Origin of the sequence: Rhodococcus sp. WWJCD1 (assembly GCF_002258735.1) — a bacterium.
GTDB lineage: Bacteria > Actinomycetota > Actinomycetes > Mycobacteriales > Mycobacteriaceae > Rhodococcoides.
The window spans coordinates 59,295-82,858 of record NZ_NOXY01000028.1; the positions used below are offsets into that span (position 1 = coordinate 59,295).

A 23,564-nucleotide genomic window follows, 5' to 3' on the forward strand; every position below is an offset into this window, starting at 1 on the left:
CGGACAGGCTTCTAGTCATGAACAGAACAGGAATGAACCATCCGAACAGTCCTCCCGACCGTCGCGAAACAAGCTCGCACGGAATCACTCTCGGCAACTTCATCGCAGACGGCATGCGCTTCGGTCCCGCCCCCACTCGTGGCAGGGAGGCTGTTGCCGCGATCGGAGCCGTCGTAGCGCTGGGCATCGTGCTAGGTGTGCTGCAGCCCGGAGTCATCGTCTCCGCGGTCGCCGCCGGAGCCGGTGTGGCAATCTTCGCAGTCCGCTGGATCGTCGGAACCCGCAAGTGGGGCCAGCGATGAGCGCGGTGATCGCAGCCCGCGGGTTGCGCCGGGTGTACGGAACGGGAGACGACGCATTCGAAGCGGTGAAGGGCATCGACATCGACGTCGCAGAGGGGGAGGTCTTCGCGCTGCTCGGGACCAACGGCGCAGGCAAGACGTCGACCTTCGACCTTTTGGAAGGCCTACTGGCACCGACATCGGGGGAGGTGGAAGTCTTCGGCCACGATCCTCGGTTGGAACGCAAGAAGGTCCGCCCGCAGATCGGCATCATGCTGCAATCCGGCGGATTGCCGGCCGAGTTGACTATCGCAGAGACCCTGGAGATGTGGCGCGGTACCTGCAGCAATCCCACCACAACCGCAGCGGTCCTGGCGCAGGTCGACCTCACGGACCGGGCCGATGTTCGGGTGGGGTCACTGTCGGGCGGCGAGAAGCGTCGAGTCGACCTCGCGTGCGCATTGCTCGGCCAACCTCGGTTGCTGTTCCTGGACGAGCCGACCACGGGCCTCGATCCCGAAAGTCGCCGAGCCACATGGAAGTTGCTGGCCGGTCTGAAGGCATCCGGCGTGACGATTCTTCTCACGACGCACTACCTCGACGAGGCCGAAGCCCTCGCCGACACGATCGCGATCATGCACAAGGGTGAGATCGCGCGCCGCGGCACACTTCGGGACATCGTCGACGAGCATCCAGCTCGGATCGTCTTCGACCACCCCGGTCTGATGTTGCCGTCGTGGGACGGTGCGACGGTCGACGCCGGCGCGCGGGTCACGGTCTACACCCACCAGTTGCAACGACATCTGTCCGAGCTGCTGGCCTGGGCCGGTGCCCACGGCGTGCAGTTGACCGGTCTCGAAGCACGAGCCGCGTCACTCGAATCGGTATTCCTCGACATTGCCGCCGACCACAGCGAGTCGCCGACGTCCACCCCTGAATTGATCGGAGCATCATGACCACCACGACCACCGCGCCGCCCTCCGTGGGGTTCGGTCGGCGCCCGCTGTCCTCCCTGGCCGTCGCTGAATATCGACAGTTCATCCGCAACAAGACTCTCGTTGTCATGGGCACGCTGTTTCCGGTGGCGATTCCCCTCGCGACCTTCTTCATCGCACGCAATAATTCCGGGGCTACCGTCGGTGTGGCCACCACCGGGTTGGAAATGTTCGCGCTGATGGCGCTGCTGTTCGTGATGTACTACTCGGTGCTATCGATGGTCACGACCCGGCGCGGCGAAGGCGTACTGAAGCGGCTACGAACGGGCGAAGCTGCCGACTGGCAGATTCAGGTGGCACCCGCGGTGCCAGGGGCGTTACTCACCCTCATCGGTGCCGTCATCGTCGGAGGGGTGATCTACGGAGCCGGCTCTCCGGTCCCCGTCAATGCCATCGTCCTCGTTCTTGCGCTGCTCGGCGGAATCATCGTGTTCTCACTGCTGGCCCTGGCGACCAGCGCGGTCACCAAGAACGCCGAGGCTGCTCAGATCACGTCACTGCCGGTGATGATCATCGCGATGGTCGGCCAGGATTCCATCCGTAATCTGCTGCCCGATCGCCTCGGTTCTGTGGTCGATTGGACACCGTTCGCCGCGTTGTCCGACCTGATCTCGCTGGGCTCGGCAGGGTTACCGGCAACAGCCCCCGAAGGAGCAGTTGCCGCGAACTTCATGGGAACTTTCGCCGAGATGGGTCAGCCGCTCGCCACTTTGGGGCTATGGACCCTGCTGACGCTGTGGATCGTGAAGACAAGCTTTCGTTGGGACGACCGAGGATGACAAAGACGGCCTCCGGGTGGCGTGAGTTGTCGGAGCCGGCCAAGTACCGGCTCTACGCACAGGTCACGCTCCTGGCGGCTATCGCTTCGGTCACCGTCTTCGCGGGTATCACCGTCGCCGGTGCCCTCTGGGCGACGGCGACGGTCGCGATCTCAGGGCTCGCCTCGCTGGCAGCCTTGCTCAGCCGGGCGGACTTGTTCGCCGGGTCGACCCCCGCGCTGCGACGCTGGGGGTTGCCGGTGGGAGCGATAGCCCTGGCCGTGGTGTGGGTTTCCTGTGCCATCGCAGCAGAGCTGACCACCGATACGTCGGGCGTGGTTGCGGTTCGCGCAACGGGATTCGCAGCGACGCTGTTCGCAGCGCAGTCGATAGTCCCGTTCGTTCGACATCGGTGGTGGGTCCTTCTCGGGATGAGCGTCGCTACCGGCGCGGTCCTCGGAGCAACTACCGGCAAGGTGGTCCAGTTGATGGCACTGACCGGTCTGATCTCGGGTGTCCTACTCTCCAGCACCCTTCTGACGCGGTGGGGGCTCCAGATAGTGGAAGAGCTCGAGCGCGCAAAGACTGTCGAGGCGCGATTACAGGTCGCGGAAGAACGACTTCGTTTTGCTCGCGACCTCCACGACGTCGTCGGGCGGAGTTTCTCGGCCATCGCGGTGAAAAGTGAACTTGCCGCCACACTGGCCAAAGTCGGCGCACACGACCGCGCTCGCACCGAGATGGACGAGGTCAGAAGCGTAGCGGTCGATTCCATGAAACAGATGCGAGCACTCGTTCGGGGGTACCGTGACATCAACCTGGACGGAGAAGTCGCCGGTGCCCGATCATTGCTCGCGGCGGCAGGATGTCGACTCGCCATCGAAGGCGATCCGTCGAACGTACCGGCGCGCTTCCACGAGGTGTCGGCGTGGGTTGTGAGGGAAGGGACGACCAATATCGTGAAGCACTCCACGGCCACGTCGGCGACGATGACTCTCGGGAAGGCTGGAATGTCATTGCGTAACAATGGAGTTCTCGCGTCGTCCCACACATCGCGGGATCAGTCCCAGCAGACGGGACTCCGTGGACTGGCCGAGCGACTGACATCGGTCGATGCCGGCCTCGACACGACCTCGAATCGGGACGGGTTCCTGCTCGAAGTCCATTGGAACACAGCATGATACCGGTACTGCTGGCCGACGACGAGAACCTGGTGCGGACGGCAATGGCGGCCATGCTCGATCTCGAAACAGATATCGATGTGATCGCCGACGTCGAGTCGGGTGAAGACCTGATAGCAATCTGGCGGCGTCGTGTCGACCGTGGGGAAAGCGCTGCAGTCGCGGTGATCGATCTGCAGATGCCAGGAATCGACGGTATCGACACGGCAATCGAGCTGTTGGCGATCACTCCCAAGGCCGGCATCTTGATCGTCACCAGCCATGGTCGTCCCGGCTATCTCAAGCGTGCTCTCACTGCGGGAGTGCGAGGATTTCTGCCGAAGACCATTTCCTCGGCAACGCTGGCCGAGGTGATCCACACCATTGCGGCGGGCGGACGCCACGTCGATCCGCAGCTGGCGGCCGAGGCGATCAGCACCGGCGACACCGTCCTGACCGGCCGCGAAGCGGACGTGCTGGAGTACGCCATCGACGGTGCGTCGATAGACGAAATCGCTGTCCGTGCACATTTGTCGACCGGAACGACTCGCAATTACCTATCGGCCGCGATGGGCAAACTGGGTGCGTCCAACCGGTACGAGGCTGCGTTGAAGGCGCGCAGGTTCGGCTGGATCTGACTCGCCTGCGTTGCCTGCTTTCCACGGACCTACTTTCTTGTGTCGTCCCCGGCGGTTTTCTCGGCGTGTAGGAACCTGACGATAGGAGGCGAAGGCTCGTTGACTCGGTGATGCGCGTACGGTCACCTGTGCCCGTCGGGGGTCGTAGTTGCTGAGTTTCTCGCGCACGTCAACAGGTGTGAACGTTGCACAGTCAGGGACGCGTTTCCCATGATCGACCCTTCTGGAATTGCAATGGAATCGGCAGTGGCCACCAGTTTCGATGCCGAGGTGTCGGCTGCAATGTCGGTACCGACTCGAACGCTGCTACCACCGATAGTCCCGCCGCGCTACTATCCCGACAGCGCCCTCGAGTCGGTCGGGAAATTCCGGGAACTGCTGCTCTCGCACAGCTCGGTCGAGAGCCTTTTGCAGGGACTGTGTGAGCGGGTAGCTGCCGTCGTCCCGGGTACGGACATGGTCGGGGTGAGCCTTCTACAAAATCAACCACGAGGTCCGGCGACGGTCGCGTGCAGCGATTCTCGGGTCGTCGCCATCGAATCCGATCAATATCTCACGGACGAAGGTCCCGGCCTGGAGGCAGCGCGAACCGGCCGGATTGTGTGCGTTCGAGTCGAGCACGTTCGGTCCCGTTGGCCCGAATTCGCCTCCAAGGCAGCAGATGTTGGAGTGCGAAGCTATCTGTCTGCGCCGCTGGCGGTCGATACCGAGCACGCGGGCTCACTCAACCTCTACAGCTTCGACGAGCACGGGTTCAACGATATCGACGAAGTGCTGGTGATGATGTTCGTGACCGCGGCGCAAACGGCGGTGTACAACTCCAGGCTGCTGGCTGAAGCTCTGGCCGAGGTCGAGGGGCTGCGCACTGCGATGCTGACCCGTTCGACCATCGACCAGGCCAAGGGAATTCTGATGGCGGTGCGGGCAATATCCCCGGACGCTGCGTTCGCCGCGCTGTCGGAACAGTCGCAACGCGAAAACACCCGGATCAAGGATCTCGCGGCCCGATTGGTCGACACCGTCGTGGGCGGTCACCGCGAGCTGTGACAAGCAAACACAATCCGTTGAACAGCTGGCGAATCGGTTCTGGTTCCGTCGTTCAGTGCTAGAGCCACGACTTCGCCGAGTCCGTAGCGCAGCTACGGGATCCCCGAGCGAGACATCAATGGGCTGCGTTGTATGCCTCTTTGATTTCCGAGGAGATTCGGCCGCGACGGCTGATGTCATACCCGCCAGCAGCGGCCCATTGCCGAACCGCCTTGCCTCTACCCGGTTCGACTTCCACCACGATCGTTGGGATGGGTGTCCGTGCGCCGGCCGTGAGCGTTTTGCGCCTGCGACCGCCCACTCGGGTGGCGTATTTGATGTAGCGATCGAGTTTTCGGTGGAACTCGGTCGCGTTCGAGCTCTTGAGATCGATGACGTAATCGACCCCGGAGACTGAGAATTCAACTGTCTCCCCTGATCCGTCGGCGATGCGCGACCCGTCCATATCATCGACAAACTCGGTAGACACCTCTTTGCCCCATGATGTCGCGTCACCTCGGAGTCGGAAATTGTTGTGCGCCAGTAGAACTGCTACAAATTTCCTTTCCAAACTCTGACGGAAAGATCGCGGATATGGCTGCGCCGAAACGTGTTCCGATCCTGAGGTGAGATTCGGCGTCGGGATGCAATCCGTCGGGCAGAGGCAGATCGGCAAAGTCGTCCTCGCCGTACAGGTCGAGTCCGTCGAGGTAGTACAAGTTGGGGTCCGTTGTCGAACGTCGTCGGACGACTTCTGTCAGCGTGCTCCGGACAACGGTCAGTGTCAGCTTCCCTGCGGCAGGCTTTCCGGTCGCTATGAAACGGACTTCACCGACCGTGAGCGCTGCTGGATCGAAGGCACCCGGGCCGGGAGTGTTCTCGTGGATTGCACAGTAGAGCGGCGATACGACGATAACTGGGGTAGTCGGATGTCCCTCACGGATCGTGTCCAGGAAACCCTCTACCGCAGGGACGAAGGCGCGGAGGCTCATGGCATCGGTGTTGACTAGGTTGATGCCGATTTCGAGGCTGATGAGATCGGCCGCTGTGTCGCGTATGACGCGTGCGACGAACGGATCCAGGAGGGCGCTGCCCGCGAATCCCAGGTTTACCAGATCGAGACCGAGGGTCGAGGCCGCGAGAGCTGGGAACGTTGCGCTCGGGCCTGATGCGTTGGAACCTTGGCTGATCGAGCTTCCGTAGTGCAGCCACGTTTTCGGGGGTGCAGGGTCCGGTTCGACCGGAGCGTCGGTGGACATTCCGATCAGGGTGACTCTCTCGTTGTGCGGCAACCAGATCTGGATGCTCTTCTCGACGCCCATATCGCCGGGTTCGAACGTCAAAGTGCTGGGGCTTCCGGGCCGAAACTCTTCGGCTCCTGTGCTCAGATCGATCGCGATCGTGTCGCCCCCGATCGCGACGGCCCTTTCGCGGAATTCCCCGTTCACCACCATGTCGTATGCGCCGCCGGGCCGTGCGGGTAGTCCGAGATACGCCCGCTTGGTGGGGAGTACGGTGAGTTCGATGTGAGCGGCGGCCGTACGAAACATCAGACGAACACCGGACGGATGTCCCTGTGCCACCGCGAATTGCACGTCGGGAAGGCGCTCACGTGCCCATTCCGGGAGTCGATGCGGCACCAACCCCTTGGAGGTGTGTTCATGGTCGAGAGCGCCGCGCAGCAAATCGGGGGTGATGGGTGTTGCTGTCATGCTCATGGGCGCACCCTACGCCTTCCCCAATTTTGCAGTGACACAGTGAAAATGACGTCGGTCATGGTGAGAATGGCTGGAAGGTGACTCGGCGGCTGCTTTGGCAACACATGCGAGCTGGATGATTGTTCGGAGTGTGCAACGAGTGTCCTCGTCCTGTTCCTGTACGTCACCGCACTGCGCAAACGAGCCGCAGCAGGAACGCAACTCACCGAGCCTGCGACCGGTTGACCTCGAATTCTTCGGTCGAGCAGACCCTGACAGCCCATCCGCTTCGACATCGTAATTTTGAGGCAGGGGCAATTCTTTTGGGCGTGAGGACCCCGATGCGGTTTGGGTTCACCTTCGAGTGTGTTTCGTCTTCGTACGAAGGCGCAGATGTAAGCGAACGCCAGGTCAGGGCGGCGAAGCGGCCGATCTGGTAGCTGCGGCGTGTCGTGGCTCGAGATTGCCGTGATTCGCGTCGAGATTCACCGAACTGGTTTCGCAGAAAAGGTCCGGCTGGCGTGCGTACAGAACGTTGTGCGGACAAGGGTGCCCAGCGCCCAACATGGTTGTCGTGCGAAACGAGCAGCGGCGGTGAAGTCTCCTGTGAGCCTGCCGCCCCTCATCGAATTGATGTAGGTATTTGCCTAAAGGTATTAGGTAACTGTACGGTTCTCCTCAATCGACAAGGAGGCCGACATGGCTCGCGCTGGATTGAAAGTGGATCGCATAGTTCGCGTTGCAGCGGATCTGGCCGACGAAGTCGGCTTCGATCGGGTGACTGCGAGCGAGGTGGCCCGGCGCTTCGACGTCAAGGTCGCCAGTTTGTATTCGCATCTGACAAGCGCGCACGAGTTGAACGTCGGCATCGCATTGTTGGCGCTGGAAGAACTCGCCGACCGGGTTTCGGAAGCGTTGGCGGGCCGGGCCGGCAAAGATGCGTTGGTCGCTGTAGCGAATGTGTACCTCGACTACTCGCGTGAGCATCCCGGCCGGTACGCGGCAACCCAATTCCCACTCGATCACGAGACTGCGATCAACAGTGCCGGCGTACGCCATTCGGCGATGATGACGGCAATTCTGCGGGGATACGACCTCGACGAAACCGACCAGGTCCACGCGATCAGATTGTTGGGCAGTATCTTTCATGGATACGCCACTCTCGATGCATCCGGCGCATTCAGCCACAGTAGTCCGGACTCACAGCAGTCATGGACACGCATTCTCGATGGAATCGATACTCTTCTACAGCAATGGAGGCGATGACAGTGGAACCCTTGTCCGGACCCAACATCAGATCGTCGTTCATCAACTCGACCAAGGGCGACGCCACCCGGCTCACCCTCCCTGCCGCACTCGACTCAGTTTCGTGGGGCGATATCGATTTCCTGGGTTGGATCGACCCCAAGCTATTGGGGAGATCTTATCTTGTTGTACGGCAACAAGTCCGGCTGCTCGGAATAGCGATGCGCTTCAAGGCCGGTGGTCCACGTAAAGCGCAGATGTGCAGCATCTGCCTCACTACACACGCCAACGGCGGTGTATCTCTGATGGCCGCAGCGAAAGCCGGGGAATCAGGGCGGCGCGGCAACACCGTCGGGACCTACATCTGCTCGGATCTCGCCTGCTCGCTCTATGCACGTAAAAAGAAGACCCCCGCACTGGGGCGACAATTCAAGGAAGACTTCGACGTCGAGAGCCGCACCGCGACGCTCAGAGACAACATCGACGCATTCGTAGGCCGCGTTCTGAGCTGATGGCACGTGCCGTCACCACGAACGGCCCTCGCCGCACTCGCAGAGTCCATCGGTCCGCCAGTAGGTTTCGATCCATGGTCCTTGCCGCCACAAGGTCGATACTCGATGCACTTGGCTTTCTCCTCTCGGTTGGTACACACGGCGAGGGTTGTGCGGAGTTGGCGGCACGGCAACTCACCGACTAACAGATTCGCTGGTCGAGGTGGGTCCGCCGCCGGTCCACTTCGATTACTTTCCTGAACACCTCGGTGTGAAACCAATTCAGGTTCTCGATACCTGAATCAGTGAGGTCACAGACCATCTCTCTGGTCGACGTCCAGCGGACGCCCAACATCAACTGCGAAGCGATAGCGGCTCGAACCCGCTCAATGACGTCGAGCGCTGGATGGTCTCTTGCCTGCAAGGACACGGCGCGCCCGCTTCACCCATTTCCGGAACAAGCCCAATGGAGGACCACAGCATGTTTACGCCAACATCCGAGACCAGCCATACACGGACAGTCGATACCAGCGTGGTGGTGGCCGTGCTTGCCCTCACCGGAATCGTTGTCTCGTTGATGCAAACTTTGATCATTCCGCTGATTCCGCAACTTCCTGCCCTTCTCGACGCGTCAGCTGCTGACACCGCCTGGGCCGTCACCGCTACCCTCCTCGCCGGTGCCGTCGCGGTGCCCGTCGTCGGCCGACTCGGCGATATGTTCGGCAAACGTCTGATGCTTCTCATCAGCCTCGGCCTACTGATTGCCGGTTCGATTACCGGTGCTCTCAGCGATTCACTGATCCCTCTGATCATCGGCCGCGCCCTACAAGGGCTAGCAGCAGGTGTCATTCCCATGGGGCTCAGCATCATTCGCGATGCTCTCCCGCGCGAGAAAGTTGCGGGTGCAACCGCCACCATGGGTGCATCACTCGGGGTAGGTGGCGCACTCGGTTTGCCCGCTGCCGCTCTGATCGCCCAATACGCCGACTGGCACATCCTTTTCTGGATCTCGGCAGTGCTCGGCCTCGTAGTGGCCGGACTGGTCGTATTCACGGTTCCAGAATCCGAGGTGCGAACAGGGGGAGCGTTCGATGCAGTCGGAGCTGTCGGCCTTGCTGTAGCGCTCGTCGCGTTGCTCTTGCCCATCTCCAAGGGATCTGTGTGGGGCTGGAGCAGTTCGATAACGCTGGGATTGATAGCGCTGGCAGTGGTGTCGCTTTTCTTCTGGGGTTGGTGGGAACTGCGCACCAGACAGCCACTCGTCGACCTGCGTGTGTCCTCCCGTCGTCAGGTCTTGTTGACCAACCTCGCTTCGGTCGTGTTCGGATTCTCTATGTTCGCAATGACTTTGGTGTTCCCGCAGGTCCTTCAGATGCCGACCGAGACAGGGTTCGGTCTCGGCCGGTCGATGCTGGTCACCGGGCTGGTGATGGCACCGTCGGGAATCGTCATGATGTTGATCGCACCGCTGTCGTCGCGAATTACGACCACCCGCGGTCCCAAGACGACGCTGATGATCGCTGCGGTTATCGTCGCGGCCGGGTACATCTTCGGCGTTGTCACGATGAGCGCAGTCTGGCATCTCGTCGCGATCTCGTGCATCATCGGCGCTGGAATAGGAATGGCGTACGGCGCTATGCCCGCTCTCATCATGGGAGCCGTACCGCCGTCGGAGTCCGCTGCCGCGAACGGCCTCAATGCTTTGATGCGCTCGCTCGGCACCTCCATGGCCAGCGCCGTCGCAGGCGTCATCCTGGCGCAGATTACCATCACACTCGGATCGACCGAACTGCCTGCACAGGACGGGTTCCGGGTCACCATGGCTCTGGCCGCACTTGCCGCGATCATTGCACTGGCACTCGCGGCGTTCCTTCCGCCTTTTGTGGCTACCGGATCGACTGTCGCCACTGGGCAGGGGGCAAGGAAGAACGATCCGGCACCGCAGCATGGTTGATTCCGGAAGCACGGCGCGATGTCGCGGTCCAAGTTTCTGCGACATGAAACTCGATGCCGTACCTGCAAGCAGACTCCTGAGCAACGGTGTGGCTGGCATGTGCGGGGGGGGGCACGCAGAAATGGGCTGGCGCAACGCTTGCGAAGCTCCTCGCACGACGGCAGAAGGCGTTCGAGTTGTTTGCAGAAAAGTTCTGAGTGATTCTCCGTCGATCGGCGGCGTAGGTTCGGTACGAGATACGTGTGCTCACGTGTTGCGGTTGGGTTGCTCTGCAAGTAGACAGATCTGTCGCTTAGCAGGCTCGTGGACCCACATGATCCTCTCCGAATCGAGGTGACTCTGCACGGATCGATTGGTATTCGAGCGTGCCACTATTCGGTGTAACTGGGGGTGGATTCGCGTGAACCGATATGGATGAAAAGGCCTGCTCAGGGGCTATGCGGTGGGTCCGGGTGGGACCATCGAAGCATCCCGAATCTAGCTGGGGGTCAAGGGGTCGCAGGTTCAATTCCTGTCAGCCCGACAGATTGCAGTTCTGAGGCGGTTCCGGAGAAATCTGGAACCGCCTTTTTTGCCGAAAACATGGTGCCTCGCCACTGCTACTTCCTCGGAGATTTTTCGACGTCCATGGGCGTTCGCCTCGCAGGCCCGCGTCCAGGGCGCTTTTCCCGGACAGTCTTCGACGAGCATGCATGATTCCGGGACGCCGAACAGTGGCTCTCCGGATACCCCCGAGTCGACAGTCACACATGAATTCCCCAGCACCGGATTTCGCCGAGTCCTGGGGAATTACGATGTGACGGACTTGCGTGTTGCTAGCGATCCGAGAAGGCGTCGATCGCCGCCGCCACCGAACCAGGGTCCACCAGGTTGGCGAAGTGGCTCTGACTCGCCAGTACCTGTTTCGTGACGTCCGGGAGCTTGGAGGCCAAGTAGGCAGAGGCACCGACGAGATGCTTCGGACTATGTTCGCCCACGAGAAGCAAAGTCCTGGTTGTCGATTCGCCATATTCCGACATCACTGAGACACACGCGTCGATCTCGGCCAACTCTCGAGTCCAGGTGGGTGCGAGCGAGAGAAACAATCCCCACAACGGTGTCGCCGAAATGGCTTCCGTCTCGGCTGCAGGTGCTCGAATGAAATGCTCCATGGCGATTCGCATCGCCGCGTCGTTGTCGGACGCTGCGATCGCTGCCGCATACGGGGCGAGATGCTGCCCCGCGACCGGCCCGTCCACCGGTAGTGGCGGCTCGTACAACACCAGGGACGCCACCTGCGAACCTCGTCGAACGGCTTCGAGGGTGCAGATCGCACCGTAAGAGTGACCGACCAGGGTCGGTACTCCTCCGGTCGACTCGGCCGCCAGGGCGAGGACAGCTGCGATGTCGGCGGCCTCGGTCTCGAGCGTGTACTCCGGTGCGTCCCCGCTCAGACCTCGTCCTCGGCGATCGAGAACGAAGACCCGGTGGTCGACAGCGAGATGTGAGGCTACCTGCAGCCACGACTCCGCTGTCGAGATACTGCCGTGCACAATCACGACAGGCGAACCGGATCCGAGGCAATGTACCCCCAGCGAGGTTCCATCGGCCGACGTGACCATCTCGGTGGTGATGTCGTCTACGGGTGAATCAGGCTGCGCCATGAACACACTCCCATCATCGAGGTCGAAACTGGATACGGGGGGGCGGTCACTTGAGCAGCCGAATCGAGTGCTCGTCGACGTACTCGCGCATTCCGGCTTCACCGAATTCACGGCCGATTCCGCTTTGCTTCACTCCGCCGAACGGCATCCGCAGATCGAGTGACTCGAAGGCGTGAGTATTGATGAACGTGCTGCCCGCTTCGATTCGACGCGCAATGGCCAGACCACGATCGGGATCGGTGGTCCATACCGAGGAGCCGAGCCCGTACTCGGAATCGTTTGCCCACTCGACGACCTGGTTCTCGTCGTCGTACGCGATCAACGGAATGACCGGTCCGAACTGCTCGCAGCTGCTGACCGGAGCGGAGTGTTCCACGTCGCGGACCACGTGAGGAAGAATGTAGTAACCGTCGGATGCAGAATCGAGCTTACGTCCGAGCTGCACGATCTTCGCGGAGGAATTCTTCGTCTCTTCGATGAGTGCGTTCACCGAGTCGTACTGAGTCTTGTTGTTCATCGGCCCGAAGCTGGCACTTTCGTCGAGGCCGTGGCCGACGGAGTACTGGTTCACACGCTCGCAGAAGGCGTCGGCAAATGTGCCGTACAAGGCGCGTGGAATGTAGATTCGCTTGACGGCGAAGCAGATCTGGCCTGATCGAGTGAACACACCCTTGAGCATCCGGTCCAGGGCGGCGTCGATGTCGACATCGTCGAGCACGATGGCCGGGTCGTTGCCGCCGAGTTCGAGGGTCAGGTTCTTGATGGTCCCCGCAGCTGCCGCCATCACCCGGCCTGCAGTAGCCGTACCCCCGGTGAAGCCGATCTTGCGAACGAGTGGATGGGAGGTGAGAGCCTGTCCCACATCGGCATTGCCGTGAACGACGTTGATGACGCCGGCGGGGAGGGTCTGGGCCATGCGATACAATGCCACGGTCAGTGCGGCCGGCGCGAAAGGCGACGGCTTGATGACGATCGTGTTCCCTGTGGCCAGCGCGGGAGCCAGCTTCATCATGGTCAGCACCACGGGCATGTTCCACGGAACGACGGCACCGACGACGCCGCGGGGCACCCGCTCGACACTGATGAAGCTTTCGTCGTCGTCGAACTGGACGGGATCGAAGAATCCGTCGACGAGGCTGGCAGTATGTTGCATGACGCCGGTGCCGAGGCCGAAGTCGGTCTGGGCTTCCCACAGCATTCCTCCGTGCTCGCGCACGAGCTGCGCTGCGAGATCGGAACCGCTGCCCGCCAACGCATCTGCAGCAGCGAGCATCAGGCGTGCGCGTTCCGCCGGGTCGACGTTGCGCCAGGACAGATACGCGCGGTGCGCGGCCTTCACTGCGCGATCGACATCGTCGGGCGTGCCGACGGCGACGCGGGCGGCCACGTCACTCAACCTGCCCGGATCCACGACGTCGTCGTACCGATCGGAATCGGTCAATTCGTTGTCGATGAGATGGCCGACAGTGAGCAGGTCGTTCATGGTGGTCATGTGCGTTTCTCCTGGTTGTTGTGCGACGTGAGGGTGACGAAAATCAGAAGACGACAACGGGTTTGACGGTCGATCCGTTCTCGGAATCTGCGAACGCGGTGTTGATGTCGTCGAGCGTGTAGTTCTTGATGAGCTTGTCGAAGGGGAAACGTCCCTGCTCCCAGAGAAGAACCAGCCGCGGAATGAACTGCTGGGGAACCGAACTCCCCTGGATGATGGTCTTGAACGTCCATCCCTTGACCAGTGACGCGCCGATCTCGAACGTGACGTCCGTACCCGGTGCTGCAGCACCGACCAGCGCCACAGTTCCTCCGATCCCCAGGGACGCCGCCGCCTGCTGCAGCACCGAGGGAACCGCTGTGGTGTCCAACGCGTAGTCGAGCCCCTTGCCTCCGGTGATCTTGTCCAGTTCGGCGAGCACATCCTCGCTCTTGCCGTTGATGGTGTGAGTGGCTCCGATGGTCTTGGCCAGTTCGAGTCGCGAGTCGTGCAGATCGATCGCCACCACCGTGGTGCATCCTGCGATCTGGGCGGCCATGATGGCGGCAGATCCGACGGCACCGGTGCCGAATACTGCGATCGAAGTGCCGGGTGCCGGCCGCAAGTCGTTGAGTATCGCGCCTGCGCCGGTCTGCAAGCCGCAGCCGAGCGGCGCGATGATCTCGAGCGGGGCCTTCTTGTCCACCTTGATCACGCTGGTCTCCACCACGTTGGCGTAGGTGGAAAATGCGGACTGCCCGAAGAAGTGCGAGGAAATGGCCTCCTCTCCAGCGGACAGTGAGGTCGAGCCGTCGCGGCGCGCACCTCCGAAATCTTCGGCGAACAAGTTCTCGCAGTAGGCAACTCGTCCCGATCGGCACTGCACACACTTGCCGCAGTAGGCGGCGGAGAGGACGACGTGATCGCCGATCTCGACGGTGGTGATATCGGAGCCGATGGCTTCGACGACGCCCGCACCCTCGTGCCCGAGGACGGCGGGCAGGGGCGTCGGGTAGATGCCGTCCCTGACGATGGCGTCCGTGTGGCACACGCCGGACGCGACGATGCGGACCCGTACCTCGTTGGCTCGGAGGTCGTCGAGCTCGAGCTTCTCGATGGTGAGAGGATCGCCGGTGGCGCGTGCTACAGCGGCAGTAACGGTGGTGCTCACGAGTGTGCTTCTTTCGATTCGGTGTCCACCCGCACAGCGGGCGACACAGTGGTTGCGGTGGAATGGTCGGCGGGCTGCCGGGTAGCGGAGTGACGATTACTGACGAGTAGGACAGCGAGGCAACCGATTCCGGCGAATGCTGCGAACGAGTAGAAGTTCCAGTCGACGCCCAATGCCGAGGATGCGATCCATCCTCCGAGAATCGGCCCGAATATCGCGCCCACGCGTCCGAGGCCCAGGGACAATCCGAGAGCCGACGTTCGATCTCTGTCACCGAAATACGTTGCAACGTAACCGTTGACGAGTATCTGTGTCCCTACAGTGCCGAGTCCTGCGATGGCGACCACGATCATGGCGGCGTAGAGCGGCAATCCGAGGCTCAGGGAGAGTACGGCGAGGACGGCGAGCAGGAAGGAGGTCACGGTCACCGGCTTGCTTCCGAATCGGTCTGCGATTCGGGAGGCGATCAGAGCGCCGGCTATCGCACCGAGATTGAGTACGAGAAGAAATGTCAGTGAACTGCCGAGCGAGTAACCGGCTTGGCGCATGATATTCGGTAGCCAGGTATTGACGCCGTAGACGAGCAATAAACCGCAGAAAGATGCCACGACGAGCAACGCCAGCGGAACTCTGCGTGCCCCGGTGAACAACGATGCCATGGTGCCGCGGCTCTCGGATGTAGTGGCCGGGGCGGCAGTGATGCCGAATTTCTCGGCGAGAGCATGGGCTTCGTCGATCCTGCCCTTGCCTACAAGGAATGCGGCCGATTCGGGAAGGTAGCGCCACGTCAGCGGAACGATCGTGACGAGCGGAAGCAAACCGAGCGCGTACATGACGCGGAAACTGTTTTCGGGAAGCAATGCCAGGGCCGACAGCGCGGCGAGCACGCCGCCCACCGAGTAACCGCTGTACATCAGAGCGTTGTTGAACTGGCGACGAGCAGGGGGCGAGTACTCGATTGTCAGCGCGATGACAGTCGGAACGACACCGCCTAGTCCCAGCCCGCCGAGGAAGCGGAGAAGACCGAAGATCTCCGGGTTGGGGGCCAGCGCGGTCAGACCCATGAGAACGGAGAACGAGATCAACGAGGTCAGAATGATCGCGCGGGCTCCGACTCGGGGTGCCAGCCAGCCGGACAGCAGGGCGCCGAGGAGCATTCCCATCAGCGCATAGCTACCGATGGTGCCGACCTGGCCCGGTGTCAGTTCCCATTGCTGATACGCGAGAAGAGACGGGACAGTGGTTCCGTAGACGACCAGGTCGTAGCCGTCGAAGACGATGATCACGAAGCAGAGAGCTACGACGGTCGAGCTGGAACGGCGGGCGCCCGACGGGCTTGGCCTATTCGTGGCCAGGGGATTCACCTGATTCCTCCGATGATAGGTGTTCGAACACCGGCCGATGCGATCTCGCGCAGATTCGGATGACCCCAAATGTGCGAGTCGGCTATGTGAGTACAGTCACTATGTGACAGAATGGTCGTTAAAGTCAAGAGGAATGACACATGTAAGTCGATCGGTGATCGACACAGGTGAGAGGAGGGGTCGATGCGACCACGTGCTCTGGTGTTCGACCTGTACGGGGAGTACTTCCGTTACACCGGCGGAGCGGCCAAGTTGGGCACTCTGACGGAGTTGATGGAGGTCTTCGGTATCGAATCGGCGACGGTGCGCGTCGTGATGGCGCGGCTGCGCAAAGAGGGGTGGTTCGACTCGACCAAGAGTGGTCGAGAGGTGTCCTACCTGCTCAACGAAAAGAGTTGGCGGCTGCTCGACGACGGCCGGGCTCGCATCTTCGAGCGGCACTTCGACGACTGGGACCGCACGTGGACGCAGGCCTTGGTCGATGAGGAAGGGCTGGGGCGAGAGCAGCGCAAGCGCATCGAGACGGCCCTGAACTGGTACGGGTTCGGCGAATACGGTTCTGCGACATGGTTCTCGCCGCATGACAGGGAGAAGCAGCTACGCGAAATGCTCAGCGGGGAAGACGAGCTACGGATCCAATTCCTGCGGAGTCAGACATCCGGGCTGACGAACGATCGCTCCATAGCCGATCGTTGCTGGGACCTCGCCGAACTGGGGGGCGAGTACCAGGCCTTCATCGAGGAGTTCCAGCCGCGATTGGCGGGCTTCCGTCGTGGGCTCGGCGGCCGGCAGGCGCTGGTCGAACGAATGAAACTGATTCAGAACTACCGTCGTTACCCGTTCCGCGATCCCGACCTGCCGGACACTCTGTTGCCTCCGGGTTGGCGTGGCCGTGCTGCGCACGAGGTGTTCACCGAGTGTCACGACGAACTGCGTACGAGTGCCGAGGCGTTCGTGCTCGAGGCCTCGGGAGATGCGCCGACGGCGAAGCCCTAGACGGCTTATATGTAACAAAAAGATTGACTTTGAATAGATTTATGACACACAATAAATTGGTCGCCCGAGATCCGGGCCCTCATTCCACGCTAGGGGCCGACATCGATGTCCATCCCAGAACAACACCGAACAGCCACTTCGACGCCGCTACGAATTGCGTGCATCGGAGGCGGCCCAGGCGGTCTCTTCACCGCAATCGCGTTGGCGCACAGTGCACCCGACGCAACGGTCGAGGTTTTCGAGCGAAACCACGAGAGCGACGTATTCGGCTTCGGTGTCGTGTTCTCCGATGCCACGCTCGACAACATCGACCGAGTCGACCCCGTTCTGCGTGACACTCTTGCCGATCACGGCCGCCATTGGGACAGCATCGAAGTCCACGCCAAAGGCGAGGTCACTGCGGCCGGTGGCAACGGCATGTCCGCCGTGCATCGTCGGGTGTTGCTCGGGGCACTTCGGCACCGTGCTCTCGAATTGGGCGCGAAACTGCACTACTCGACCACTGCATCCGTGCAGTCACTCGACGAGGACGGCGGGTACGACCTGATCGTCGCAGCCGACGGCACCAACTCCGCTTCCCGAGACTCGTTCGCGGCGGATCTGGACCATTCGGTCGAGGAAGCGACCGTGAAATTCATCTGGTTCGGCACGACATTCCAATTCGACGGACTCACCTTCCTGCACAAGCAGTCCGAGCATGGAAACTTCGCCGTACACGCTTACCCGATCGGATCCGATCTGAGTACCTTCATCGTCGAGACGGACGAAGACACCTGGCGCAAAGCCGGTCTGGACGGGTTCGACATGTCGTCCCCTCCCGGCGAGTCGGATACCGTCTCGCAGCGCTACCTCGAAGAATTGTTCGCCGACCTTATCGACGGTGCGAGGCTGGTAGCGAACAATTCGCGTTGGGCCAATTTCAAAACTCGCCGCACCGCGCGTTGGCACAGCCGGACCGACCGCGGCACACCTGTGGTGTTCCTCGGCGACGCCATGCACACGGCCCACTTCTCGGTCGGATCGGGAACGAAGATGGCCATGGAGGATGCAGCCGTTCTTGCGCAGACCGTCGCCGAACACGCGCCCGATCTCGATGCGGCTCTGTCGGAGTTCGAGCAGATCCGGCGTCCCCAGGTGGCCAAGGTCCAGAATTCGTCGGTTCCCAGCCTTGCGTGGTGGGACCACTTCGGGGAGTACTACCGCGAACTGGAACCGTGGCAGTTCGGGTTCCATTTCTTCACGCGGTCCATCTCCGCCGAGAAGATACGAGTTCGAGACCCGCAGTTCGTCGAGGTTGCCGAACTCGCCTGGCACGAACAGCATGGTGCCGCACCGCTCGAGACTCCTCTGAAAGCAGGGGCGGTCGCGCTCGACTCGCGGCTTCTCTCTGTCACCGCTGGCACGGCAAACTCCGTGACACTCACCGACGGCACGTCGATTCTCGTTGCGAACCAGGCTGCGCACGAAGCCGAGCCACTGTTCTCGGCACCCGACTCCGACCGCACCGCTCTGGACGAAGACTCTCTCTCACGCCTCGACGAGCTGTGTGCTGGCGGACCGGGGGCCGTGATCATCAAAGGGGGGACCGAGCTGTCGCGGGTACTGGCCTCGGAGTACGTACGCCTGCGACACCACGTCGCAGCGATTGTGATCGAGCAGGAATCGTCTGTTCGTTCCCGCCGCGCTGTCGACCGAAGAGATTGTGCAGCAACACTGGTCCTGTCCGGCCGCGCTGATGCGGTCGCTTTCGACAAGCTGGACGAATCCGAGAGCGCCGCGGCACCGTCGAGGTCGGAACTATGACAACGACTCACGTTCCGCTGGCTGTCCCGGGCGCGGAAGATGCTGCAGATTCCCTCTCCGCGCTGTTCAGTCCGACGTCCATTGCGGTGTTCGGTGCCTCGAGTGCACCTGAAAAGCTCGGCTCGGTGATGCTCGCCGCCATCGACAGAGGAAGCCGCGGCGCTGTCACTACGTACGGAATCAATCCACGCGGTACCGCCGAGGGATTCAGCACGTCGATCGCGGACGCAGTTCGATCCCACGGCACAGCAATAGATCTGGCGGTTCTGTGCATTCCAGCCGCCGCGACCCCCGCAGCGCTGCAGGAAGCGGCCGACGCCGGAGTGCGGGCAGCGTTGATCTGTTCCGGTGGCTTTGCCGAGGCCGGCGACGACGGCATCGAGCTGCAACGGCGGCTGAGGGACATCACGTCCGAAACCGGCATCCGATTGCTCGGTCCCAATACATCCGGGTTCTTCCGTCCCGGTCACTCCACGGTCAGCTTCGTCCCGACTGTCGAGCACATCGCCGCGGGTACGGTCGCCGTCGTCGCAGCGAGCGGGGGCATGAACCATGCGCTGTCGTTCCTTTTGTCCGAGAACGGCGTCGGTGTGGGCCTCGGTGTCGGTCTCGGTAACAGCGTGGACGTCACGAATGTCGACGTGCTGCGCTACCTCCAGCATGACGATGCGATCACAGCAGTCGCATTGCACGTCGAGTCCGTCGAAGAAGGCCGCGCGCTGTTGTCGGCGGTCGTAGACGTGACTGCAGTGAAGCCAGTGGTGGCCATCGTGGTGGGTCGAAGTGATGTCTCCGCGTTCTCGGAGTCCCACACAGGTGCGCTCGCCACGTCGTGGCGGACTACGCGCGCACTGCTCACCGAAGCGGGTGCCGTGGTCGTCGACGACGAACACCACCTCGTGGATGCGCTCGCCGTACTCTGCCGTACGCGACTACCCGCGTCCGCATCTCCGGGAATAGGCCTAGTCACCGCACAGGCCGGTCCCGGATTGATGGTTCTCGATGCACTGCTGGCCGGTGGGGTACGTGTTCCGACGCTGTCCGACGCCACGCTGAGTCGATTGTCCGATCTGTTGCCACCGTTGACCTATCAGGCAAATCCCGTCGACACCGGCAGGCCCGCGGCCACCTTCGCGGACGTCCTCCGGGCGACGGCGGACGACCCGGAAGTCGACGCGCTTGCCGTGTATGCCCTTGCCGAACCCGACGCGATCGACCTCGCCGACGCCGTCGGGACGTCCTCGGTGCACGAGCGGCTGCCCGTCGTGCTCGGTATCGGTGGACCACGAGAGGCGGTGTCCGCAGCAACCGTCTCTGCCGCGCTCCTCGATCTGCCGGTCCTCTCGAGCCCTACGTCGTTGGCCAACGGCGTGCGCGCCCTCGTCGAAGATGCAAAGCTCCGTTACGGTCGGGTGCATACCGAGGCGTTCGTTCCTCCCGCCGGACCTTCCATCAAGCTTCCTGTCGACGAGGCAAGAGGCAAGGACTTGCTCGACGCGTTGGGTATTCGTACGCCCGATCGGCGTGTGGCCCACGCCCGAGAGGATGCGCACCGAGCGCTCGCGGAACTCGAGCATCCCGTCGCAGTCAAGATTCTCGACGCGTCGGTTCTGCACAAGACCGAAATCGGCGGAGTCCACCTGTTCGTTCGCACGACAGAGGAACTGGACACCGCGTTGGACGCCCTCGATTCGATCGGGGCACCGGCGTACCTGCTCGAGACCATGGCCGGTTCCGGCGTCGATCTCTTCCTCGGTGTGCGGAGAGACTCAGTGTTCGGACCGATCGTCGTGGCAGGTTTGGGTGGAACCGCAGCAGAGGCGATCGGCGACGTGGCCATCCGCAGTGGTGAGCTCACGCTGTCCGCTGCGACGACGATGCTCGACGATCTCCACACGGCCGCTGTCCTGCATGGATGGCGCGGCGGACCGAGGCTGGACCGAAACGAGTTCGGCCGCGCAGCTGTCGCGTTGGCGGCCTACGTCTCGAATCACGACGAGATCGGCGATCTCGAAATCAATCCGTTGCGACTGACCTCGGACGGTCTGATCGCGCTCGACGCCGTCGTCGTCGGGGCCGGACACACTGCTACAGAAGGAGATCGGTGATGAGTACTCGGACCCCCGTCTCGATCGACGGTGTCGTGCCGTGGCCTGCCGACGATGCTCGCCGTTATCGCGAAGCCGGGTATTGGAGCGGTCGATCGTTGGGCTCGCACATCGTGGAGCAGGTCGAACTGCATCCAGACGCCGAGGCGCTGGTCGACGGCTCGATCAGGTTGACGTACCGCCAACTGTGGGACCGGTCGGCGTCGATGGGGCAAGCGCTTCTGAATCTCGATGTCGAACCTGGCGACAGAATTGTTCTGCAGCTTCCCAATTCGTGGGAATTTGTTGCTCTCACCCTGGGGTGCTTCCGCATCGGTGCCGTACCGGTGATGGCGCTGCCTGCTCACCGACGACACGAGCTGACGCACCTGGCGGCTTTGTCGGACGCCGTGGCCATCGTGGTCGCAGACACCGACAAGGACACCGACCTGAGGTCCACCGCGCAAGAGGTTGCGGCCGAGGTTGTGTCCGTGCGGGCGGTGTTGGTCCACGGTGACCTGAGCTCCGGGGAAAATACGTCGACTCCCGAGTTCAGCCTGGCGGACGCCTCGACGACGATTCCCTCGTTTTCCGATGCCGACTACGACCCCGCGGGCGAGGATGTTGCGTGCTTCCTGCTGTCCGGTGGGACGACCGGGCTTCCCAAGCTGATCGTTCGTACACACGACGACTACGCCTACAACATCATTCGCTGTAACGCGATCTCCGAAATCACCTCGGACACCGTGTACCTCGGTGCGCTGCCGAGCAGTCACAATTTCCCGTTGGCCTGTCCAGGAATTCTGGGCACCCTGTTCGCGGGTGGACGCACGGTGATGCTTCCGTCGGCGAGACCGGACAGGGTATTGCTCGCGATCGACAGCGAGTCGGTGACCGTGGCAACGGTGGTACCCGCGGTGGCTCAGTCCTGGATCGAGTACCAACGTGAGCATGGCACGTTGACCGGATCCAGCCTGAAGGTTCTCCAGGTCGGTGGTTCCCGGATGCCCGACGAATTGGCGGCGCGAGTGGAACCGGTCCTGGGCGCACGTCTTCAGCAGGTCTTCGGGATGGCCGAGGGCCTGATCAACATGACCCGATTGAACGACGACCTCGAGGTCATCACCAATACCCAGGGGCGGCCGGTCAGCGAGGCCGACGAGATCGCCGTTGTCGACGAGCTCGGAGAGCCGGTCGACGACGGAACTCCCGGAGCGCTACTGACCCGCGGTCCGTACACCCCACGCGGCTATTTCCGCGCGCCCGACCACAACTCTCGCGCTTTCACTGCGGACGGGTGGTACGCCAGTGGCGACATCGTGATCCGCCGACCCGACGGGAACCTCGTCGTGGCAGGTCGCGACAAGGACATGATCAATCGGGGTGGCGAAAAGATCTCGGCCGAGGAAGTGGAGAACTTCGCCTACCAGGTCGACGGCATCGAGATGGCTGCGGCCGTGGCAATGCCGGATCCAGTCCTGGGCGAGCTCCTGTGCTTGTACGTCTCCGTTGCCGCGGGTGCCCACGTGACTCTGGACGACGTTCTCGCGGTGATGAATTCCGCCGGTGTCGCTCGGTTCAAACTCCCCGAGCGGTTGGTGGTCGTGGATGCGATACCCACCACGAAAGTAGGCAAGTTGGACAAAAAGGCCATGCGTGAGGACATCCGCACACGACTCGACGCAGATCAGGAAGGCAACCGATGACCGACACCGAAGTGCACCCCGAGGACCCAGCACTCGAGCAGCTCTACCGCGACTTCGAGTCCGAGAATCTCATGCCGCTGTGGACCCAGCTCGGCGACCTGATGCCGATGTCACCGAAATCCAAAGCTGTTCCCTTCGTGTGGAAGTGGTCGACGCTGTACCCGCTGGCGCAGCGCGCAGGCGATCTCGTTGCCGTCGGTCGAGGTGGCGAGCGCCGTGCCATCGCGCTCGCCAACCCCGGCCTGGCGGGGGTCCCGTACATCACTCCCACGCTGTGGGCAGCGATCCAGTATCTCGGCCCCAAAGAGGTCGCACCGGAACATCGCCACGCGCAGAACGCGTTCCGCTTCGTCGTCGAGGGTGAAGGGGTGTGGACGGTAGTCAACGGCGACCCCGTCGCCATGCGGCGCGGCGACTTCCTGCTCACTCCGGGTTGGAACTTCCATGGGCACCACAACGAGACCGATCAGCCCATGGCCTGGATCGACGGACTCGACATTCCGTTCGTTCATTACACCGACACCGGCTTCTTCGAGTTCGGGTCCGAGAACGTCACCGACGATTCGACACCGGACATCTCTCGGTCCGAGCGTCTGTGGGCTCATCCGGGCCTGCGCCCGCTCGTCGGGCTCGACAGCAAATCCAGTTCGCCGATCGCCGCGTATCGGTGGGAGCACACCGACGCGGCGTTGAAGGCACAGTTGGACCTCGAGGACGAGGGGTTCGCGGCGACCACCGAACCGGGGCATGCCGCGGTTCGATACACCAATCCCACCAATGGCGGTGACGTCATGCCGACGATCCGAGCCGAGTTCCACCGACTTCGTCAGGGTGCGCACACCCGACCCCGACGTGATGTCGGCTCGACGGTGTATCAGGTGTTCGAGGGGAGTGGTCGGTTCGTTCTCGCCGGCGAACAGCGTTCGGTGTCGAAGGGCGACATGATCGTCGTCCCGTCATGGACGGAATGGTCCATCGAAGCCGACACACACTTCGATCTCTTCGCGTTCTCGGATGCACCGATCGTCGAGAAGCTGCACTTTGCCCGCACCGTATTTTCCGAAGGAGCTTGACCTCA

20 protein-coding genes are annotated in these 23,564 nt (G+C 62.2%); 14 read left to right on the plus strand and 6 right to left on the minus strand.

Annotation, left to right across the window (positions count from 1 at the left end; translation table 11 throughout):
* The first annotated feature begins 17 nt into the window (after positions 1 to 17).
* The 6 genes from CH286_RS20925 (at position 18) to CH286_RS20950 (ending at position 4,879) form a co-directional block, all read left to right on the plus strand.
* Positions 18 to 302, plus strand: a complete 285-nt coding sequence (locus CH286_RS20925) for a hypothetical protein (protein ID WP_141215882.1) — start codon at positions 18 to 20, stop codon at positions 300 to 302.
* Positions 299 to 1,237 (plus strand): ABC transporter ATP-binding protein, encoded by a 939-nt coding sequence (locus CH286_RS20930; RefSeq protein WP_094610286.1) that lies wholly within the window; start codon positions 299 to 301, stop codon positions 1,235 to 1,237. Before CH286_RS20925 ends, CH286_RS20930 begins: the two co-directional genes overlap by 4 nt.
* Entirely contained in the window at positions 1,234 to 2,055 is an 822-nt protein-coding gene (locus CH286_RS20935; protein WP_094610287.1) for an ABC transporter permease, read from the plus strand. The genes CH286_RS20930 and CH286_RS20935 overlap by 4 nt, the downstream gene beginning before the upstream one ends.
* Positions 2,052 to 3,215 (plus strand): sensor histidine kinase, encoded by a 1,164-nt coding sequence (locus tag CH286_RS20940; RefSeq protein ID WP_094610288.1) that lies wholly within the window; start codon positions 2,052 to 2,054, stop codon positions 3,213 to 3,215. The genes CH286_RS20935 and CH286_RS20940 overlap by 4 nt, the downstream gene beginning before the upstream one ends.
* Entirely contained in the window at positions 3,212 to 3,832 is a 621-nt protein-coding gene (locus CH286_RS20945) for a response regulator transcription factor (protein ID WP_094610289.1), read from the plus strand. Before CH286_RS20940 ends, CH286_RS20945 begins: the two co-directional genes overlap by 4 nt.
* A gap of 210 nt (positions 3,833 to 4,042) precedes the next feature.
* The gene (locus CH286_RS20950) at positions 4,043 to 4,879 is read left to right on the plus strand and encodes an ANTAR domain-containing protein (RefSeq protein WP_094610290.1); all 837 of its coding nucleotides are present in this window, start codon (positions 4,043 to 4,045) and stop codon (positions 4,877 to 4,879) included.
* A gap of 115 nt (positions 4,880 to 4,994) precedes the next feature.
* Here CH286_RS20950 and CH286_RS20955 read toward each other — a convergent pair whose 3' ends face one another.
* Together CH286_RS20955 and CH286_RS20960 are read right to left on the minus strand one after the other, a co-directional pair.
* Positions 4,995 to 5,324, minus strand: a complete 330-nt coding sequence (locus CH286_RS20955) for a histone-like nucleoid-structuring protein Lsr2 (protein WP_094610291.1) — start codon at positions 5,322 to 5,324, stop codon at positions 4,995 to 4,997.
* A 46-nt stretch (positions 5,325 to 5,370) separates the two neighbouring features.
* The gene (locus CH286_RS20960) at positions 5,371 to 6,576 is read right to left on the minus strand and encodes an SGNH/GDSL hydrolase family protein (RefSeq protein WP_369597545.1); all 1,206 of its coding nucleotides are present in this window, start codon (positions 6,574 to 6,576) and stop codon (positions 5,371 to 5,373) included.
* Positions 6,577 to 7,254: 678 nt separating this feature from the next.
* Here CH286_RS20960 and CH286_RS20965 point away from each other — a divergent pair.
* From CH286_RS20965 to CH286_RS20980, 3 genes are all read left to right on the plus strand, one after another.
* Positions 7,255 to 7,821: a TetR/AcrR family transcriptional regulator gene (locus CH286_RS20965; protein WP_094610292.1), complete on the plus strand. Its 567-nt coding sequence runs from the start codon at positions 7,255 to 7,257 to the stop codon at positions 7,819 to 7,821.
* 2 nt (positions 7,822 to 7,823) lie between these two features.
* Entirely contained in the window at positions 7,824 to 8,312 is a 489-nt protein-coding gene (locus tag CH286_RS20970) for an FBP domain-containing protein (protein ID WP_094610398.1), read from the plus strand.
* Between the two features lie 460 nt (positions 8,313 to 8,772).
* Entirely contained in the window at positions 8,773 to 10,245 is a 1,473-nt protein-coding gene (locus CH286_RS20980) for an MFS transporter (RefSeq protein ID WP_094610399.1), read from the plus strand.
* Between the two features lie 815 nt (positions 10,246 to 11,060).
* On the opposite strand, the gene CH286_RS20985 is transcribed toward CH286_RS20980, so the two are convergent.
* Genes CH286_RS20985 through CH286_RS21000 form a run of 4 tightly spaced genes read right to left on the minus strand, consistent with a single transcriptional unit; the run spans position 11,061 to position 15,816 of the window.
* Positions 11,061 to 11,888 (minus strand): alpha/beta fold hydrolase, encoded by an 828-nt coding sequence (locus CH286_RS20985; protein ID WP_052058398.1) that lies wholly within the window; start codon positions 11,886 to 11,888, stop codon positions 11,061 to 11,063.
* Positions 11,889 to 11,934: 46 nt separating this feature from the next.
* Positions 11,935 to 13,380, minus strand: a complete 1,446-nt coding sequence (locus CH286_RS20990) for an aldehyde dehydrogenase family protein (protein WP_094610294.1) — start codon at positions 13,378 to 13,380, stop codon at positions 11,935 to 11,937.
* Between the two features lie 43 nt (positions 13,381 to 13,423).
* On the minus strand, positions 13,424 to 14,530 hold the full coding sequence (locus tag CH286_RS20995) for an NAD(P)-dependent alcohol dehydrogenase (RefSeq protein WP_037150283.1): 1,107 nt from the start codon (positions 14,528 to 14,530) through the stop codon (positions 13,424 to 13,426).
* Positions 14,527 to 15,816 (minus strand): MFS transporter, encoded by a 1,290-nt coding sequence (locus CH286_RS21000; RefSeq protein WP_255182731.1) that lies wholly within the window; start codon positions 15,814 to 15,816, stop codon positions 14,527 to 14,529. The genes CH286_RS20995 and CH286_RS21000 overlap by 4 nt, the downstream gene beginning before the upstream one ends.
* A gap of 261 nt (positions 15,817 to 16,077) precedes the next feature.
* Between CH286_RS21000 and CH286_RS21005 the strand changes: the two genes are divergently transcribed.
* The 5 genes from CH286_RS21005 to CH286_RS21025 all read left to right on the plus strand — a co-directional run bounded on the left by CH286_RS21005 (position 16,078) and on the right by CH286_RS21025 (position 23,559).
* A complete protein-coding gene (locus CH286_RS21005) occupies positions 16,078 to 16,890 on the plus strand; it encodes a PaaX family transcriptional regulator (protein ID WP_037150285.1) in 813 nt (270 codons plus the stop codon).
* A 105-nt stretch (positions 16,891 to 16,995) separates the two neighbouring features.
* Positions 16,996 to 18,693: an FAD-dependent monooxygenase gene (locus CH286_RS21010; RefSeq protein WP_094610295.1), complete on the plus strand. Its 1,698-nt coding sequence runs from the start codon at positions 16,996 to 16,998 to the stop codon at positions 18,691 to 18,693.
* A complete protein-coding gene (locus tag CH286_RS21015) occupies positions 18,690 to 20,801 on the plus strand; it encodes an acetate--CoA ligase family protein (protein WP_094610296.1) in 2,112 nt (703 codons plus the stop codon). The genes CH286_RS21010 and CH286_RS21015 overlap by 4 nt, the downstream gene beginning before the upstream one ends.
* The gene (locus CH286_RS21020; protein WP_094610297.1) at positions 20,801 to 22,486 is read left to right on the plus strand and encodes a (2,3-dihydroxybenzoyl)adenylate synthase; all 1,686 of its coding nucleotides are present in this window, start codon (positions 20,801 to 20,803) and stop codon (positions 22,484 to 22,486) included. Before CH286_RS21015 ends, CH286_RS21020 begins: the two co-directional genes overlap by 1 nt.
* Positions 22,483 to 23,559 (plus strand): cupin domain-containing protein, encoded by a 1,077-nt coding sequence (locus tag CH286_RS21025; protein WP_094610298.1) that lies wholly within the window; start codon positions 22,483 to 22,485, stop codon positions 23,557 to 23,559. The genes CH286_RS21020 and CH286_RS21025 overlap by 4 nt, the downstream gene beginning before the upstream one ends.
* The last annotated feature ends 5 nt before the right edge of the window (positions 23,560 to 23,564 follow it).